This is a genomic window from Solwaraspora sp. WMMD792, assembly GCF_029626105.1.
Taxonomy (GTDB): domain Bacteria; phylum Actinomycetota; class Actinomycetes; order Mycobacteriales; family Micromonosporaceae; genus Micromonospora_E.
Genome location: NZ_JARUBH010000009.1, coordinates 5,100,674 through 5,117,722, shown reverse-complemented (window position 1 = coordinate 5,117,722; position 17,049 = coordinate 5,100,674). Strand labels below are relative to the sequence as shown.

Here is a 17,049-nt window from a genome sequence, read left to right as displayed (position 1 = left end):
CGGCATCGATCATCGACACCGGACCGCTCGCCGGTCAGGGGTCCGCGATGTCCACGGTGACCTTCGACATCGGCCGGCCCACGCAGGTCAGCACGTAGCCGTCGGCCCGCTGCCGCGGGGTCAGGCAGTTCGGCTCGTGCTGCGCGACCTGCCCGGCGCGGAGCTTCACCACGCACTCCCCGCAGTTGCCGACGGTGCAGGAGTACGGCATCGGCAGCCCGGCCGCGAGCCCCGCGTCGAGCAGCGTCCGGCCGGGCTCGACCACCACCGTCGCGACCGGCTGTCCGTCCTGCTCGACGGCCATCTGCCAGGGCACGGCCGGCGCGGTCGGGTCCGCCGCCCTGGTGTGGAGGTCCGCCGCGCTGGTGTAGAGCTCGTGGTGCACCAGCGCGTCCGCGACTCCGAGGCCGGTCAGCGCGCCTCGCACGGTGCCGATCAGCGGCTCCGGGCCGCAGATGTAGTAGTGGGCTTCCCGGTCCGGAGACAGTTCGGTGACCCAGCGCCGTACACGGTCCGCGTCGAGCCGCCGCTCCCGGCAGGTCAGCACGTGGGTGACCGAGAACCGGTCAGGGTGCTCCCGTTCCAGCCGGTCCAACTCGTCGGCGAAGATGACGTCCTGCTCGGTGCGGCTGCTGTAGAGCAGCGCAATCCGGCCGCCCTCGGTTCGGCCGCCCTCGGTTCGGGCGGCGAGGCGGGTGCGGATCATGCTCATCATCGGGGTCACGCCGCTGCCCGCCGCGACCAGCACGATGTCACCGCTGGTCTGCGGTCCGACGTGGAAGGAGCCGGACGGGCCGCGTACCGCGAGGCGGTCCCCGGCGCGCAGGTCGCGGTGCACGTGGCTGGAGCAGCGGCCACCCTCGACGTGCTTGACGGTGACCTCCAACTGTGGCGACCCGGGCGCCGACGAGGCCGAGTAGGCGCGGCGCACCGGGCGGCCGTCGATGTCGACGACGAGGGTGAAGAACTGGCCGGGCAGGAAGTCGAACGGCGCGTCGCTGCCGTCGGCGTCGGCCAGCACGAGGGTGACGACGTCCGGTGTCTCCCTGCGTACCCGCACGACCCGTACCTCGCGGAGCCGGTTGTCCGGCCGCGACCCGGCCGCCGGCCGGCTGCGCAGCCGGGCCAGGAAGCCGGTACGTCGGCCGCCCGTGTCCGGCTCGACGCCGTCGTAGCCCTCTTTGCGCAGCCCGGAACGGTAGGAACGGTTCAGCACCAGGCGCAGCAGCCGGGGCATCCCCGGGACCGCCCCGATGGCCTTGAGCAGGAACGTGGGCGGGCCGCTCGGGGCGTTCGCCGAGCCGGCGGCGAGGTGATCGGAGGCCAGGGCCATCAGGTCCGGCACCTCGCCGGGCCGGACGTGACCGTCGGGCGCCCAGGGCCGCGAGCGTGCGACGGCGAGGTTGTCGGTCAGCTCGGCGTGCTCGACGTCGATGAGCAGCGCCGCGTGCGGGGCCATGCCGCGCAGCGCCATCGTCTCCAGCAGTACGGGGTCGTCGGTGATCGCACCTCGACCACGCACGTGCAGTGCGCCGCTGCGGCCGGGGACGAGCGCGGCGAACGAGAGCCGGTCGTCGGAGAGCAGGTTGTGCAGCGTGTCGGCGCGCTTGTTGCCTTTGCGGTCGGCGATGGCGAGCGTGTGACCGTCCAGGATTCGGACCACCGTCGGCTGGTCGCCGCGTGGGCTGGTGTCGCTGCCACCGGCGGAGTCCCAACTGGACAATGCGAGGAACGGTGCGGTGGCCAGGAACTCGGCGACGCCGGGTCGGGACAGCGGGCCGTCACCCGCGATCTCCGCCATCGGCGGCCCGACCGAGGTGGGTGGCTGCCACAGGCGGGACCGCAGCACCGCCTGGGCGCAGTGCACGTACGCCTGCTCGATGTCGACCGTGGTCCGCGCGCCCTGACGCGCGACCAGGGTGCCGTTGACCCGCAGAATCTCTCCGACGCCGGGCAGCAGGAAGAAGAACGAGACCGGACCGTACGGGTCGCCGGGCTCTGCCAGAGGGAACGAGATCCGGGTGGGGGAGTGGACGCGGGTGAAGCCCGGCGTACCGCCGACGAAGGTCGTCCTGCTGGTGCCGCCGGCGTCCCGGTAGCCGAAGGCGGCGATCGGGCAGCGGGCCAGGATGTCCCGGCAGCCGTCGTCGAGGGCGCTGATCTGTTTGAGCATGACCACCGACGCCGGCTGGCCGACAATGCCCTCCACCTGCTCCACCGTCGTGAGCCGGCGCGGGGTGGCCACCTGGTCTACCTGGTCTACCTGTCGCACAGGGGATTCCTCTCTCAACCGTTCCTCGGTCAGCCGGGTGCGGACCGGCCGATACGCCAGTAGCCAAAGAACGAGATGTCCCGTTTGGCGACTCCCCGGTCGTTGACCAGGTGTCGCCGTACCGTGGTGGCCAACCAGGACTCGCCCGCGACCCAGGTGTAGAAGCGGTCCGACGGCAGGGCCGCGTCGCGTAGCGCCGCCACCAGCAGAGCACCGGGCCGCAGATCCGCGCCGTCGCGGCTGAACCAGTGGACGCGTACGCCGGCAGGTGTCTCGACCGACCGGATGTCGGCCCTGGTCGGGACTTCCAGGTAGACCTCCGTGGCCAGCGTCGGTGGTGTGCCGTCGAGGATCGACAGTACGGCGGGCAGCGCGCTCTCGTCGCCGACCAGCAGTTGCCGGTCCACCTGCTCCGGCAGCCGGTACATGGTGCCGATGTCGAAGATCCCGGCCGGGGTGCCCGGCTCGGCGGTGCGTGCCCAGGACGACATGGGTGAGTCGCCGTGCAGGGCGAACTCGATGTCGATCTCGTCGTCGGCGGGTCGGGCCCGCCGGATCGTCAGGTTGCGGACCCACGGCCGGGTCGACTTCGGCCACAGCAGCACCTGGGCGATCCAGGCGTCGTTCGAGACGGTGGGCATCCGTAGCCGGGTCTGTCCCTCGCGAGGGAAGAACAGCCGGACGGCCTGGTCGTTGCCGGCGACGACGAGGTCCCTGACGGCGGGGCCGCCCAGGGTGACGCTCGCGAAGCCCGGGGTGGGGAACTCGCGGCGACGCACCTCCAGCGTGATCATCGTGCGTGACTCGGGCAGCTGGACCTTGGGTATCACGATCCACCACCGGGTCGGTGATCGCCCTTGTTTTCGCAGCTCATGAAGCTATTCTGAGCAATAGCTCATCTTTTGGCTACTCGCTTTTGCCGCTGCCGAGGAGGACCCGGATGCCGTCGGGCGACCATCGTCTTGCGCCACGTCGCAGGCCCCGCCAGGTGCGTGCCGAGCTGACCCGGGAGCGCATCCTCACCGCCGCTGCTCACGTTTTCACCGAGTACGGCTACGCGGCCGGGACCACCAACCGCATCGCCGAGCGCGCCCGCATCTCCATCGGCTCGCTGTACCAGTACTTTCCGAACAAGGACGCCATCCTCGCCGAGCTGCTGGTGCGGCACATCGATCGCGGCGCCTGGCAGCAGGCCGATCAGCTCGACATGTCCGCCGGGAGCTTGAAGGCGATGGTCGAGGCGATCGTCCGCGACGCGATCGACAACCACCGGGACGATCCGCAACTGCTCCGCATCATGATCGAAGAGGCGCCGGTCTCACCGGAACTGCTCGACGCGATCAACCGGCACGGCGAGATCCGGGTCTCTCAACTGCGTGACCTGCTCGCCCGACACCCGGACGTCGACGTACGCGACGTCGACACCGCCGCCGAGCTGATCTTGTTCACCGTGGAGATCAACACGCACAAGCTGCTGGCCGATCCGCGCGGCGTCCCGGTCGAGACGCTGGAGAACGAACTGGTCGACATGGTGACCCGGTACCTACGCGGCGACCGGTAGCGGCTCGCGGGCTGCTCAGTCCGGTGGGTCGCGTCCCGCGACCGCAGCATCCGGCGTGGCCACATGACCCCTGCTGTGTGCGTCGTGGCCCGATCCGGGTCTGCGATGATGGCGGGATGTCCACCGGTACCGCACCGGCTGCCCAGCCGTTCGCGCACCTGCAGGCGCAGAACGTCACCCTGTACCGGGACGTGCTGAATGCATTCGTCCGGGCGAAACGTCGGTTCACCGTACATCTGCGGCCGGAGGACGTCCTGGCCGAGATCGGCCCCGGGGCGTCGCTGGAGGCCGTCGCGGCGGCGCTGGCCCAGCTCGCCGAGTGGGGCAACCTGCGGGCCGACCCGGACACCGGACGGGTCACCACCGTGGAAGACTTCCACCGCGCCCGCTACCTCTACCAGTTGAGCGCGCACGGCCACGCCGCCGAGCAGGCCATCGCCACGTACGAGGAGGCGATCGGCCGACGCGGCGCCCTGCAGTCGGTGGCGCTGTCCGACATCGCCGACCAGCTGCGCGCCCTGCTGGGCATCGCCACCGAGGCCGCCGCCGGGTCCGCGCCCGACCCGGCAAAGACCCACCTGCTGATGCTGAGCCTGGTCGACCGGTTCACCGGGCTGGCCGACAACGCGCAGGCGTTCATGGCGTCGCTGCGGCGGGCCGTCGACTTCGCCGACGCCGACGTGGCGGCCTTCCTCGCGTACAAGGAACAGCTGATCGCGTACATCGAACGGTTCATCGCCGATCTCGCCAACCGGGGCGCGGAGATCGCCAACCTGGCCCACCGGATCGAGGCGACCGGGGTAAGCCCGCTGCTGGAGATCGTGGCCCGCCGGGAGGCCGCCGACGCCGCACCCGGCGAGGACGCCGACGACCGGGCACTGCACCAGGCACGGGTGGTCTGGCAGCAACGCTGGGACGGGCTGCGGGACTGGTTCGTCAGCGGCGACGCCAGCCGGCAGTCCCAGGCACGGCTGCTGCGTACCGCCGCCATCGGCGCGATCCGGCAGCTGCTCGGCGCGGTGGCGTCGATCAACGAACGCCGGGCCGGCCGGTCGGACCGGTCGGCCGACTTCCGGTCGCTCGCGTTGTGGTTCGCGCAGGCCCCCGACGACGAGGCCGCGCACCGGCTCTGGCACACCGCGTTCGGCCTGTCGCCGGTGCGGCACCTGACCGTGACGACCGAGACCCTGGCCGCGGTCGAGCAGCGACCGGTGCCGGCATCGACGTCGTGGGCCCAGGCACCCCGGCTGGAGATCAGCCCTCGACTGCGCAAAACCGGATCGTACGAGCGGCGCGGCTCGCCGAGCCGGGTGCTGGACCGCTCCGCGCAGCGGCGGCAGCTGGCCGAACGCGCCGAGCGGGAGACGGCCCAGACGGCCCGCGCCCGAGCGGCGTTGGCCACCGACGGGCCCGTCCCACTGTCGCGCCTCGGTGAACTGGATACCGCCGAGTTCCGGCTCTTTCTCCATCTGCTGGGCGACGCGCTGGCGGCCCGGCGGCCGGACGCCACGGAGGTGACCACCACCACCTCCGACGGCACGCTACGGGTACGCCTGGTCCGCGTCGACGGGTCGCCGCCGGTGCGGATCGTCACCGCCGACGGGGTGCTCACCGGGCCGGAACATCTGGTCGACATCACCGACCTGGCTCCGACCGGAGCCGGCCTGCTCTCTGCCGGAGCCGACCTCGCGGCGGTCGGGGCGGCCGGGTGAGGGCGCGCGGTCCGGCCGAGGGCGACTCCTCAGGCCGGCTGCAGCGGGCCGCCCGGCTGCTGCTCGCCCGCCCGCTGCTGGTCGCCGGGCTGACCCCGGACGACGAGTTCCGGCTGGTCCGCACGTACGCCGCAGAGCTGCGCGAGTGGTTCGACCGGGAGACCGGGTGGCGGCTGGTCGCCGACGCCCAGACGATCCGGCTGATGAAGCTGACCGCCGACCCACAGGACCAGACCCACCCGGCCCGGGATCCGAAGGCCAGGACCCCGTTCTCCCGGCAGCGGTACGTGCTGACCTGCCTCGCCCTGGCCGCGCTGGAACGCGCCGACGGGCAGATCACCCTTGGCCGGCTGGCCGAGGACGTGGTGCTGGCCGCCGCCGATCCGGCGCTGGCCGCCACCGGGTTCACGTTCGCCCTGGACCGGCGGGAGCGGCGGGCCGACATGGTGGCGGTAGTCCGGCTGCTGCTGCACTGGGGGGTACTGCGTCGGGTGGCCGGCCACGAGGACGCGTACCTCGGCACCAGTGGTGACGTGCTCTACGACGTTGACCGGCGGGTGATCGCCGGCCTGCTGGCCAGCAGCCGCGGCCCGTCGATGATCGGTGACGTGGCACCGGACGGCCGGCTGGCGGCGCTGACCGTCGAGGTGGTGCCCGATGTCGAGGATGCCCGCAACCGGGCGCTGCGGCACCGGCTCACCCGGCTGCTGCTCGAACAGCCGGTCGTCTACTACGACGAGCTGACCGAACCCGAGCTGGCCTATCTGACCAGCCAGCGGTACGCCATCCTGAACCGGATCACCCAACTGACCGGGCTGGTCGGCGAGGTACGGGCCGAAGGGGTCGCGATGGTGGACCCGGCCGACGAGCTGACCGACGTCCGGATGCCGGCCGAGGGGATGCAGAGCCACCTGACGCTGCTGCTGGCGGAGCGGATCGCGGCGGGCGGCGCGGGCGGGCTGCGGGTCAGCGAGCTGCACCGGCACACCCGTGAGCTGGCCCGGGCGCACCGGTCGTACTGGCGCAAACACGCCACCGATCCAGGCGCCGAGGTCGAACTGGTCGCCACCGCGTTGGACGCGCTGCGCGCCCTCAAACTCGTCACTGTCGAACCGGCCGAGGATCCGCTGGTCGTCGCCCGCCCGGCGATCGCCCGTTACTCCCTGGCAGAGCCGACGATCCGGGAGACCCGTCCCGCCGCCCTGAGGAGGTAACCATCACCGTGACCGCCGCAGCCACCACCGCCGCACCGACGTCCATGTCGGACCGGGAGCTGCCGGTGCCGGACCGGGAACGGTGGCAGCCGCTGCGGGCCGGGCTGGTGGACATCTTCTACTACGACCAGGAGGAGTTCCACTTCCACCGCGGCAGCCTGCTGCTGCGGGGCAACAACGGCACCGGCAAGTCGAAGGTCCTCGCGTTGACCGTACCGTTCCTGTTGGACGGTGAGCTGGCACCGTACCGAGTGGAGCCCGACGGGGATCCGCACAAGCGGATGGAGTGGAACCTGCTGCTCGGCGGCCGGCACCCGCACCCGGAGCGGACCGGCTACACCTGGCTGGAGTTCGGCCACCGCGACGCCGACGGCACCGCCCGCTACCTGACCATCGGCTGCGGACTGAAAGCGGTCGCCGGGCGCGGCATCGCCCGGCACTGGTACTTCGTCACCAGCCAACGGGTCGGCGCCGATCTGCAGTTGCTCACCCCCACCGGTACGGCGGCGACCCGGGACCGGCTGCGGGACGCGATCGGCCCGGCGGGGATGCTCTACGACCGGGCCGTCGACTACCGGCGGGCGGTCGACGAGGCGCTGTTCGGCCTGGGGGACCGGTACGACGCGCTGGTGTCCCTGCTGATCAAGCTGCGGCAGCCGCAGCTGTCCAAGCGCCCGGACGAGAAGACCCTGTCCCGGGCGCTCGGCGACGCGCTGCCGCCGCTGGACGAGAACCTGATCGCGCAGGTCGCCGAGGCGTTCCGGGGCCTCGACGACGAGCGGGAGACGCTGACCGAGCTGCGCGAGACGAAGAAGGCCGCCGACGACTTCCTCACCCGCTACCGGCAGTACGCGCGGATCGCGACGAAACGCAAGGCCGCGGTGCTGCGGCAGCAGCACAGCCGGTACGAGCAGCTGGGCCGCGAGCTGGGCGACGCGCAGCGGGCGCACGAGCAGGCCGACCTGGCGGTACGCCAGGCTGAGGTCAGACTGGCCGATCTGGACGCGCGCGCCACCGAGCTGCAGGCGCGCCGACGGGCACTCGCGGAGAGCCCCGAGGCGCGTACCGCCGAGCATCTGACTCGGCTGCGGGAGGCGGCCGATCAGCGGGCGACGTTCGCCGGCCAGCAGGCCAAACGTCTGCGTGACGTCGAGGCGGAGGCGGCGCAGGCCCGGCGTACCGCCGAGCAGACGGCGCAGGAGCTTCAGTCGGCCCAGCGGGACGAGGCCGCGGCCCGTGCCAGGGTGGCGGACGGTGCAGCTGCGGCGGGGATCGCCGACCGGCACCGTGACCGGGTCCTCGCCGCCCTGCCGGACGACTCCACCCATGGGCTCGACGAGGCGCGTCGGGCCGCCGACCAGCTGGTCCAGGACCGGCGGGCCGCGCTGCGTACCCTCGATCGGCTCCGCGCGGCCGCCGAGTCGGCCCGGACCCGGGCCGACCGCGCCCGGGAGGAGGTCGACCGGCTGGACGCCGAGGTGGCGGCGGCCGACGAAGCGGTCACCGACGCCGAGACCGCCGCCGCCGAACAGGGCGAAACCCTGGTACGGCGGACCGGGGAGTACCTGACCGGGCTGGTCGAGCTGTCGATCGCCGACCCGGAGGCGGTGCTCGGCCGGCTCGACTCCTGGGTGAGCACCCTGGACGGGGACAACCCGGCCGCCCGGGAGGTGACCGCCGCCAGCCGGGCGGCCGCCGAGGCGATCGCCCGGGCCGACGCGGCGGTGGAGGCCGAGCAGCGGCGGGTCGCCGACCGGGTCGGGGAGATCGACGCCGAGCTGCGTCGGCTGACCGACGGGGCGCACCAGCCGCCGCCGGCACCGCACACCCGGTCCCCGCAGCTACGCCTCGACCGGCCCGGCGCACCACTGTGGCGGGTCGTCGACTTCGTCGAGGGCGTGCCACCGCAGGTGCGCGCCGGCGTCGAGGCTGCGCTGGAAGCCGCCGGGGTGCTCGACGCGTGGATCGACCCGGACGGCACGGTCCGCCACCCGGACAGCGGCGACGCGCTGCTGCGACCCACCGACGAGGTGGCGACGAACCTCGGGACGCTGCTGCGTCCGGTGATCGACGACGCCGACCCGCACGCCGCCGCGCTGACCGGGCCGACCGTCGCCGCCGTCCTCGCCGCGATCGGCCTCGGCGCGGAGTCCGGCGCGGCGACCTGGGTCGACCCCGACGGCGGCTTCGGCATCGGCGTCGTCACCGGGCGGTGGACCAAACCGGACGCGGAACACATCGGCGACGGCGCCCGGGAAGCGGCCCGCCGGGCCCGGATTGCCGCGCTGCGCGCCGAGGCCGACGAACTCGCCGCCGTGTCGGCCGACCTCGCCGAGCAGCGCACCACACTGGACGAACGTCGGCGGGCGGTCGGCCACGAGACCGAAAACCTCCCATCCGACCAGGCACTGCGCGAGGCGCACACCCTGGTCCGGGGCGCCCACCAGCTGCGCCGGGACACCGCCGGCCGGCGTGACGAGGCAGCGACGCGACACCGTACGGCGGTCTCGGCGGCGCAGACGGCGCTGGCCGAGGCGACCGAGTTCGCCGACGACGTGGGCCTGCCCCACGACGCCGACGGGCTGGCCGAGGTCCGCGACGGGCTGCAGGACTACCAGGTGAGGCTGGCCGCCTGGTGGCCCACCCTGACCGGGGTACGCGACGCGACGCGCCGCCGCGCCGAGGCGTCCCGCACGTACGAGGAGAAGCAGGAGCAGCTCGAACCGGCCGCGATCGAGGCGGCCGAGACGGCAGAGGCGGCCCGGTTGGCCCGGGTGGAGTTCGAGACGTTGGACGCGACTGCCGGCGCGACCGTCGCCGAGCTGGAACGCCAGCTCCGCGAGGTGGCCGACGCCGAACAGGAGTGCCAGCGGGAAAGCCGCGACACCCGGCAGCGCGAACGCGACGCATGGGGTGCCCGGGGCGACGCTGACGGGCGACGGGACCGGCTGACCGGCGACCTGGCGGAGGCCACCGCCACCCGGGACGCCGCCGTCGAGGTGCTGCGGGCCTTCGCCGACACCGGCCTGATCGCCCTGGCCTGCCCCGAGCAGGAGCTCCCGGACACCCGACAGCCGTGGGCGACGACCCCGGCGGTGGCCGTGGCGCGCGGCGTCGACCGGCTGCTCGCCGACGTCGACGACGGCGACCGCCCCTGGGAACGCATCCAGCACCAGGTCAGCCTGGACATGAAGGTTCTCACCGACAGCCTGTCCCGGCACGGACACCAGGTGCTGCCCGCCGTCCGCGAGGACACCATGATCGTGGAGGTGGTGTTCCAGGGGCACAACCGGTCCGTCGCGGACCTGTCCGCCGCCCTGGTCACCGAGATCGACGAACGGCAGCGGGTGCTCTCCGCCCACGAGCGGGAGGTGCTGGAGACCCACCTGGTCAACGAGGTCGCCGGGGCGTTGCAGGAGCTGGTCGCCGGCGCCGAGCAGCAGGTGGCGACGATGAACGGCGAGTTGGAGGAGCGGCCCACCTCCACCGGCATGCGGCTGCGGCTGCTGTGGCGGCCCACCCGCGACGCCCCGCCGGGCCTGGCCGAGCTGCGCGCCCGGCAGCTGCGGCAGAGCACCGACGTCTGGAACGACGCCGACCGTCGGGCGATCGGCGCGTTCCTGCAGGAGCAGATCGGTCGGGAACGGCTGCGTGACGAGGCGGCCACCTGGCACGAGCAGCTCACCCGGGCGCTTGACTACCGGGCCTGGCACGAGTTCGCGATCCAACGCCACCAGGACGGGCAGTGGCGGCCGGCCACCGGTCCGGCGTCCGGTGGTGAGCGGGTGCTGGCCGCCAGCATCCCGCTGTTCGCCGCCGCGTCCTCGTACTACGGTTCGGCGGGCAATGCCCACGCGCCGCGGCTGATCGCCCTCGACGAGGCGTTCGCCGGGGTCGACGACGACTCCCGGGCCAAGTGCCTCGGGCTGCTCGCCACCTTCGACCTGGACGTGGTGATGACCAGCGAACGGGAGTGGGGCTGCTATCCGCAGGTGCCCGGACTGGGCATCGCGCAGCTGGCCCGGCACGACGGCATCGACGCCGTCCTGGTCACTCCGTGGCGGTGGGACGGGCGGGAACGGCACCGGATGCGTCGGGTCGAGCTGGCGGTGCCGCAGCAGCGGCCGACCCGCCCGGACAGCGAACCGGATCCGGCCGGACCTGACGGCGCTGAGCAGCCCGCGCTGTGGTCCGCCGAGTGACCGAGGTGGACGGCGGGGTGGCCGGGGCGGATCTCGATGTGGTTGGGCCGGATCTTGATCGGCTACGCCGTCAGCTGGGCGGGGCGGACACCGAACGGGTCGTGCAGCGGGTCCGTCAGCGGATGGCCCAGGGCCGGCCGCTGACCGGCACCATCTCGCTGAGCCAGCCGACGCCGGCCGAGCGGCTGGCGGTGCAACGGCTGCTGGGACGGCCACCCGGCCGGGGCACCTCGCTGACGGTCAACCTCGACGACCTCGACCAGGTGGTGCGCCGCAGCGGCCTGCACCCGGACGGGCTGGCCGCCGCCGTCGAGACCCTCGTCGGGCCGGTGCCGGTGACCGCCGAGGTCCGCGCCGCCGCCGACGCCGCCTGGCGTACCGTGCTGGCACCGTTGGACCGGCTCGGCCGCCGTGCGCCGCACCTGGCCGACTGGTGCGGCGATCGCGGCACGGTCGCGCTGGCACGCCGACTGTCCGGTACGCCGGACGCGGCGGCCCGGCTCGTCGAGCACCTGGTCTCGGTGCTGGCGGCGTTGCCCGCCGACGGGACCCCGCTGGCCCGGCTCGCCGCGCACACCACCGGCGACGCGCACGCCCTCGACGCCGACCGTCCACTAGCCACCCTGGTGCTGTCGGCGGTGCGGGCCGTCTGGTGGCCCGGCGACGACGAACCGACGTCTCCGGCGCAGCGGCGGCGGGCGCTGTGGGACAGCGTCGGCGTCCTCGTCGACGAACTGTCGTCGACCGTGCTGACGCTCAACGTGGTGGCGAGTCCGGGCAGTCAGCTGTACGCCCTGACCGCGCCGGCCGCGACGGCCGGTGAGCCGCTCGTGCTGACCCTGCGTCAACTCGGCCGGGAGCGGTCGACTTTCCCGGCCGGCACCGTCCACGTCTGCGAGAACCCGACCGTACTGGCCGCGGCGGCCGACCTGCTCGGTCCGGCTTGTCCGCCGCTGGTCTGCGTCAACGGTCAGCCGAGCACGGCGGCGCTGCGGCTGCTGACCGGCCTCGCCGCCAGCGGTGCCCGGTTGCGCTACCACGGCGACTTCGACTGGGGCGGGGTACGGATCGCCAACCTGCTGCGGGCCCGGGTGCCGTGGCAGCCGTGGCGCTACGACGCCGCCGCGTACCGCGCGGCCGTGACGGGCGCGGCCGTGGTGGGCGCCGTGTCGGGGACGCTGACCGGCCAGCCGGTCGACGCCGGCTGGGACGCCGAGCTGACCGCTGCGATGAGCCGGCACGGTACGCGGGTCGAGGAGGAACTGGTCCTCGACACCCTCCTCGCTGACCTGTCCGGTCAGCGGTGACGCCGGCCGCCACCGAGCAGGTCGGCGGCGGCCGGGAACCGGCATCACCCTGGGCGTCAGGACGCGGCGATCCAGAGCGGGTAGCTGGTGGGACCGGATTCCAACCCGTCTGCAGTACGGCTGCGCACCATCAATGTCTGCTCGCCGGGCGACTCCGGCGTCCACTCCAGGACGGCGGTGCCGTCCGGTCCGACCGGCAGGGTCTGCTCGGGGCCACCGTCGAAGGAGTAGACGAACTCCACCGAGCCGGCCAGCACGGCGGTGAACCGGAACTCGCCGGGCGTACCGACCGTGCCACCGCCCCACCAGAGGAAGTCGTCCGATTCGACGGTGGGACTCATCAGATCGACCCGGAACGAGTACCAGCGGGCGTCCGAGACGACTCCGGCAGCGGAACGCGACCGTACCTGCAGCTGAACCCAGCCGCCGTCGACGTTGCCGGCGACGTCCGGGGTCCACTCGACCGTGGCCACCCCGTCGCCGCCCGCCGCGACGAAGCGCTCCGGCTCGTGGCCGAACGTGTACAGGTAGCCGTCGACCTGTCCGAAGTCAGGGTGCGGCCGGAACGTGAAGTCGCCAGCTACCCCGGGACCGCCACTGAGCGTGCCCGCCGGGTAGTCGTCCGACTCGACCGTGGGGGCCACCGACGCCGGATAGAACGCGTACCCCACTGACTCCGACTCGACCCCCGCATCGGTGCGGCTGTGCACCTGGATCGTGTGGTACCCCGCGTCGCGGGCGGTGTACCGCAGCTCGGCGGACCCGTCGGCGGCGGCGGCGACAGTCTGTGGATCTCCGCCGTTGATCGTGTAGACGTACTCGACGACGTCATACATCCGGGGCTGGAACAGGAACACCCCTTCGGTGCCGGCAGGCGCGCCGGGTGACCCGTCGAACGGGAACTGTTCAGAGGTGACGATCGGCGAGGTGGCCAGGTGGAAGGCCCGGTTCGCGTCCCCGGACGGCAGCCCGTCGGCGGTCCGACTGATCACATGAAGTGTGTTCGAGCCGGCGATGGGCAGCACGGTCACCGTCGCGCTGCCGTCGGCGCCCGCCGGCACGGTCTGCGGGTCGCCGTTGTTGAGCCAGTACGTGTACTCGACCACCTGATCCATCTGCGGCGTGAACGTGAACTCCCGGGGGTCGCCGAGCCAGCCGTCCGGGTTGCCGTCCGCCACCAGCGGAGCGGTGTCGCGTACGAAGAATTCGTAGATCGTCTGTGCCGAGCGGTTGCCGGTCCGGTCGACGCTTGTCACGTACAGCCGGTTGAAGCCGTACCGGGTCGGCGTGTACTCGATCGTTACGTCGCCGCCGAGCTGATCCGCCGCGACGTAGGTCGTGGCCGAGGTCGGCCCGTAGCGGTAGCCCACGACATCGTCGGCACCGTTCGCCGAGAACGTGAATCGGCCGGGGATGCCCGGGCCGCCGCTGCCCACGCCCGAGTCGCTCGGGTAGTCGGTGGAGGTGACCGTCGGCGCCGGCGGGCGGACCGTGTCGACGGCGAACAGACACGGTGCCGACCAGTCGGAGCCGGCCCACCGGTCCGCTGCCCGCACGGCGAGGGCATACCGGCCACCGTCGACCATCGACCCGGCCGGCACGGTGCGCTGGAAGGCCGCAGGTGCGTTCCTTTCCGACGACGTCCACTCGGTCCGCTCTGTCGGCTGGTCGACCGGCCACCAGGCGAACGTCGCGGCGACCGAGTCGCCCACGAACACCTCATCGACGTCGGGATCGGTGACGGAGGCGTACAACGTCGGCGTGCTGGTGCCGATGAACACCTCGTCGTTCGTGCACGGCAGGCCACTGACCCGCAGGTCGCTCGGCACGTCCGGTGCGGCGTTGGTGTGCAGCGAGATGCCGAGGCTCTTCATCTGCCGGCCGTACTTTGGCTTGAACTCGCGCTTGCCGCCGACCCGGAGCATGAAGGTGACCTCGGTCAGACCCTCGTCGATCGCCTGCTGGAGGGCGGCTTGCAGGTCCACCTCGAGCCGGGGTGCCGGACAGGTCGACGTCGACGCGCCGACGTCGGCGATCTTCCCCTGCGTCCGGGGCGCGTCGTGCCAGGTGGGAGGTTCGGCCGGTGTCACAGTGCGCCACAGCTCGACGCGTCGCGGCTGCGCGCAGTCCGTCACGGTGGTCTCGCCGGTGTCGCCGGTCGCTTCGATGACCTGCTTGCCCTGATGGCGGGTGAGGTCGAAGGTCAGGTAGGCCCGGGCGGTGTGCTTGTCGCCGGCATCGTCGCGCCAGGCACCGACCGGGAACGCCCCGCTCGTGACCGGGAAGGCGGTGGTCGGCTCGGCGGAGTCGGTGTAGCTGATCTGTACCGGACGGATGTACTCGAAGATGCCGGCCGATGCCGGCTGCGCGGTCGCCACCAGCGTGCCGGCGGTCCCTACCGCCGCCGCCAGCAGCCCGGCGAGCACCCGGCCCCCGTGGAAGTTGGGCAATGCACTGCCTCCGATCGAAGAATCGACCCATAGTGATCAATTGCTGCGGTGATGGTAGTGGATGGGTGCGACAAGCTGCGGCCAGTTTCCGTCCTCAGTGCACGAGCTGCCTGACGGGCTGGCGAGAGACGTGGCGGGCCGTTCCTACTGTGGTGCCATGTACGGCTGGTGGAGTCGTCGGCTTGCTCAGTCGGTCTTCGGCGCCGACCGGCGCAAGGATCGCCGGGAGCGGCGAGCGTGGATGCGCGAGATCAGACGAGGGCTTCGCGAGCTGCGACACGAGGACGACAGACGCCGGGCCGTGATGGCCTGGTCGGCGTGGGCCGCGCTGACCGTCTGGTTGCTGATCACGGTGGTGGCCGCACTCTTCATGTCGTCGGCCAGTGCCGCGCCGATGACCTCCGCCCTTGTGGCGGTCGCCCTGCTACTACCCACGATCTTCGCCGTTGGGCTGCTCAAAGAGAACTTCCCCATGGCGGCGGTGGTGTGCGCCTGCGGACTGGTCACGGCGGCGGCTCTGTCTTCGCCCTCAGCGATGCTGATGCACCTGATGTTCGGCCGGCCGGCCGAAGCCGTCGTCGTCGAGGTGCGGTGTCCGCCCGAGCCCGGGTCATGCGTGTACCGGGTGGCGGTGGCAGGAGCTGAGGAGCAGGAGCCGGGGTGGCTGTACCGCTGGCCGCATGGCCAGCTGGAGCAGGGGCAGCGCATCGAGGTCTCTGTGGTGCCCGGCCAGTGGGTGCAGCTGGTGGAACGCGATCGGACGCTGTCGGGCGTCGAACAGGTCGCCGTCGCAGTGGCCGCCCTGGCGCAGCTGGCGGCGTTGCTGGCGGCGGTGGGTGCCGTGGTGGGACGCCGCAGCTGGCTCGTGAACGAGATCGAGCTGTGGGTCGAGCGTTGAGGCGGTCATCGGGGCGTCACCGTTCTTCCCCTGTGGTGATCTCGCGGCCCGCGCCACGGCGCAGCTCCAGATGCAGGCCGAGGGTCGATACCACGGCAAGCACCTTGTCGAGCTGTACGGTCCGTTTGCCGTTCTCCAGGGCGTAGACGAACCGTTCGGAGACTCCGGCGAGATCGGCCAGCTCGTCCTGGCGCAACCCGAGTGCGCGCCGACGCTGGCGGATGGCGTTGGCGAATTCGTCGCGCTCCCGGCTGCTCTCCACAGGTTCGGCTCGTCGCATCCTTCACTCACCTCAGCAAAACCGCACGATCGTGCGGCCTAGGGTCAGTTTAAGGCTCTCCGGAGCGGCCGCAAAGCCTATTCCGCACGTACGTGCGGTTCGACGTCGGTGGGGCCGGGCTCCGGCGCGGACGCTGGTGGCCGCGGCGGTAGCGTCGTCCGGGTGAACCTGGACGAGACCGCCGCCCGGCTCGGGGTGCCTGTCGCGGACGTCGAGCGGGTGCACCGGCTCGCCGGAGACCGGCCGTCGGTTCCGCTGCCGGCCAGGGCCGACGCACCCGCGATCCTGGACCGGCTCGCGGTGCGGCCGGACGACGCCGCCGAGATCATGGCCGGCTGGCCCGACCCTGACTCACCGCTGTGGACTCCGGAGCTGCGCTGGCTGCTCGACCGTACGATCGCCCTGGTCCGGGCCGACCTCGGCGGCTACGGCTGGCTGGTGCCCGGCCCGGAGTTGCCCCGCGACCGGGGACCCGCCTGGCGGCACCTCTACGTGTACGCGTACCTGGCTCTGGTCGACGTCGTCCGGGCGTACCACCGCGAACACGGCATTCCCGCCGACGTGTCCTGGACGACCCTCGCGGACCTGGGCCGCAACCTCGCCATCGACCGGCGGATGCGTGGCGAGGGCTGGTCGGTCATGCAGGCCTGGCTGACCCTGCACGTCCGCGGCAGCCTCTACGAGCTGGGCCGACTGCAGCACCACCGCAGCGACAGCGCCATCGAACTGCACATCCCCGACGCGGGGCCGCTGACCCCAGAGGCGGTCAGCGCGTCACTCGACGCGGCACGCGCGTTCTTCCCCCGGCATTTCCCCGATGAGCGGTACGCGGCGTTCGCCTGCGGGTCGTGGCTGCTCGACCCGCAACTGCGGGAGTATCTGGAACCGGACTCGAACATCGTCCGGTTCCAGCGTCGGTTCGAGCTGGAGCCGTACCAGGAACCGGACGGGCTGGACGCCGACGTCGAGGTGCTGCGGTTCGTGTTCCGCACCCTGAGCACGCCGCTCGACGCGCTACCGCGCCGTACCGTGCTGCAACGCGCGGTCGTCGACCACCTGACGGCCGGCCGTCACTGGCAGTGGCGCCGCGGCCGCTTCCCGATCTAGCCACGCCTGCTTTCCGCCCGGTTCGGTAACCGCGACGGCCGAGGCG

The 17,049-nt window shown here is 72.5% G+C and carries 11 protein-coding genes; 7 read left to right on the top strand and 4 right to left on the bottom strand.

Annotated elements, in window-relative coordinates:
* Window positions 1-34: 34 nt before the first annotated feature.
* Both O7629_RS23840 and O7629_RS23835 read right to left on the bottom strand, forming a co-directional pair.
* The gene (locus tag O7629_RS23840; RefSeq protein ID WP_278171908.1) at window positions 35-2,272 is read right to left on the bottom strand and encodes a 2Fe-2S iron-sulfur cluster-binding protein; all 2,238 of its coding nucleotides are present in this window, start codon (window positions 2,270-2,272) and stop codon (window positions 35-37) included.
* 29 nt (window positions 2,273-2,301) lie between these two features.
* A complete protein-coding gene (locus O7629_RS23835; protein WP_278171906.1) occupies window positions 2,302-3,102 on the bottom strand; it encodes a siderophore-interacting protein in 801 nt (266 codons plus the stop codon).
* 158 nt (window positions 3,103-3,260) lie between these two features.
* Between O7629_RS23835 and O7629_RS23830 the strand changes: the two genes are divergently transcribed.
* The 5 genes from O7629_RS23830 (at window position 3,261) to O7629_RS23810 (ending at window position 12,268) form a co-directional block, all read left to right on the top strand.
* Window positions 3,261-3,833, top strand: coding sequence for a TetR/AcrR family transcriptional regulator (locus tag O7629_RS23830; RefSeq protein ID WP_278171905.1), 573 nt, complete (start codon window positions 3,261-3,263; stop codon window positions 3,831-3,833).
* Between the two features lie 116 nt (window positions 3,834-3,949).
* Window positions 3,950-5,545 (top strand): TIGR02677 family protein, encoded by a 1,596-nt coding sequence (locus tag O7629_RS23825; RefSeq protein WP_278171904.1) that lies wholly within the window; start codon window positions 3,950-3,952, stop codon window positions 5,543-5,545.
* Window positions 5,542-6,759, top strand: coding sequence for a TIGR02678 family protein (locus O7629_RS23820; protein WP_278171902.1), 1,218 nt, complete (start codon window positions 5,542-5,544; stop codon window positions 6,757-6,759). The genes O7629_RS23825 and O7629_RS23820 overlap by 4 nt, the downstream gene beginning before the upstream one ends.
* 8 nt (window positions 6,760-6,767) lie before the next feature.
* Complete coding sequence (locus O7629_RS23815) at window positions 6,768-10,961, top strand: TIGR02680 family protein (protein WP_278171901.1); 4,194 nt, start codon at window positions 6,768-6,770, stop codon at window positions 10,959-10,961.
* A complete protein-coding gene (locus O7629_RS23810; RefSeq protein ID WP_278171899.1) occupies window positions 10,958-12,268 on the top strand; it encodes a TIGR02679 family protein in 1,311 nt (436 codons plus the stop codon). The genes O7629_RS23815 and O7629_RS23810 overlap by 4 nt, the downstream gene beginning before the upstream one ends.
* Before the next feature lie 56 nt (window positions 12,269-12,324).
* Here O7629_RS23810 and O7629_RS23805 read toward each other — a convergent pair whose 3' ends face one another.
* A complete protein-coding gene (locus tag O7629_RS23805) occupies window positions 12,325-14,718 on the bottom strand; it encodes a hypothetical protein (protein ID WP_278171898.1) in 2,394 nt (797 codons plus the stop codon).
* 157 nt (window positions 14,719-14,875) lie between these two features.
* On the opposite strand from O7629_RS23805, the gene O7629_RS23800 reads away from it, so the two are divergent.
* Entirely contained in the window at window positions 14,876-15,616 is a 741-nt protein-coding gene (locus O7629_RS23800; RefSeq protein WP_278171896.1) for a hypothetical protein, read from the top strand.
* 16 nt (window positions 15,617-15,632) lie between these two features.
* Here the strand turns inward: O7629_RS23800 and O7629_RS23795 are convergent, their stop codons facing one another.
* Complete coding sequence (locus tag O7629_RS23795) at window positions 15,633-15,896, bottom strand: helix-turn-helix transcriptional regulator (protein ID WP_278171895.1); 264 nt, start codon at window positions 15,894-15,896, stop codon at window positions 15,633-15,635.
* Window positions 15,897-16,058: 162 nt separating this feature from the next.
* On the opposite strand from O7629_RS23795, the gene O7629_RS23790 reads away from it, so the two are divergent.
* Entirely contained in the window at window positions 16,059-17,003 is a 945-nt protein-coding gene (locus O7629_RS23790) for an acyltransferase domain-containing protein (protein ID WP_278171894.1), read from the top strand.
* The last annotated feature ends 46 nt before the right edge of the window (window positions 17,004-17,049 follow it).

Coding starts and splice junctions, on each gene's coding strand:
- O7629_RS23825 (WP_278171904.1), top strand. CDS start 3,950: ATGTCCACCGGTACCGCACCGGCTGCCCAGCCGTTCGCGCACCTGCAG.
- O7629_RS23800 (WP_278171896.1), top strand. CDS start 14,876: ATGTACGGCTGGTGGAGTCGTCGGCTTGCTCAGTCGGTCTTCGGCGCC.
- O7629_RS23795 (WP_278171895.1), bottom strand. CDS start 15,896: ATGCGACGAGCCGAACCTGTGGAGAGCAGCCGGGAGCGCGACGAATTC.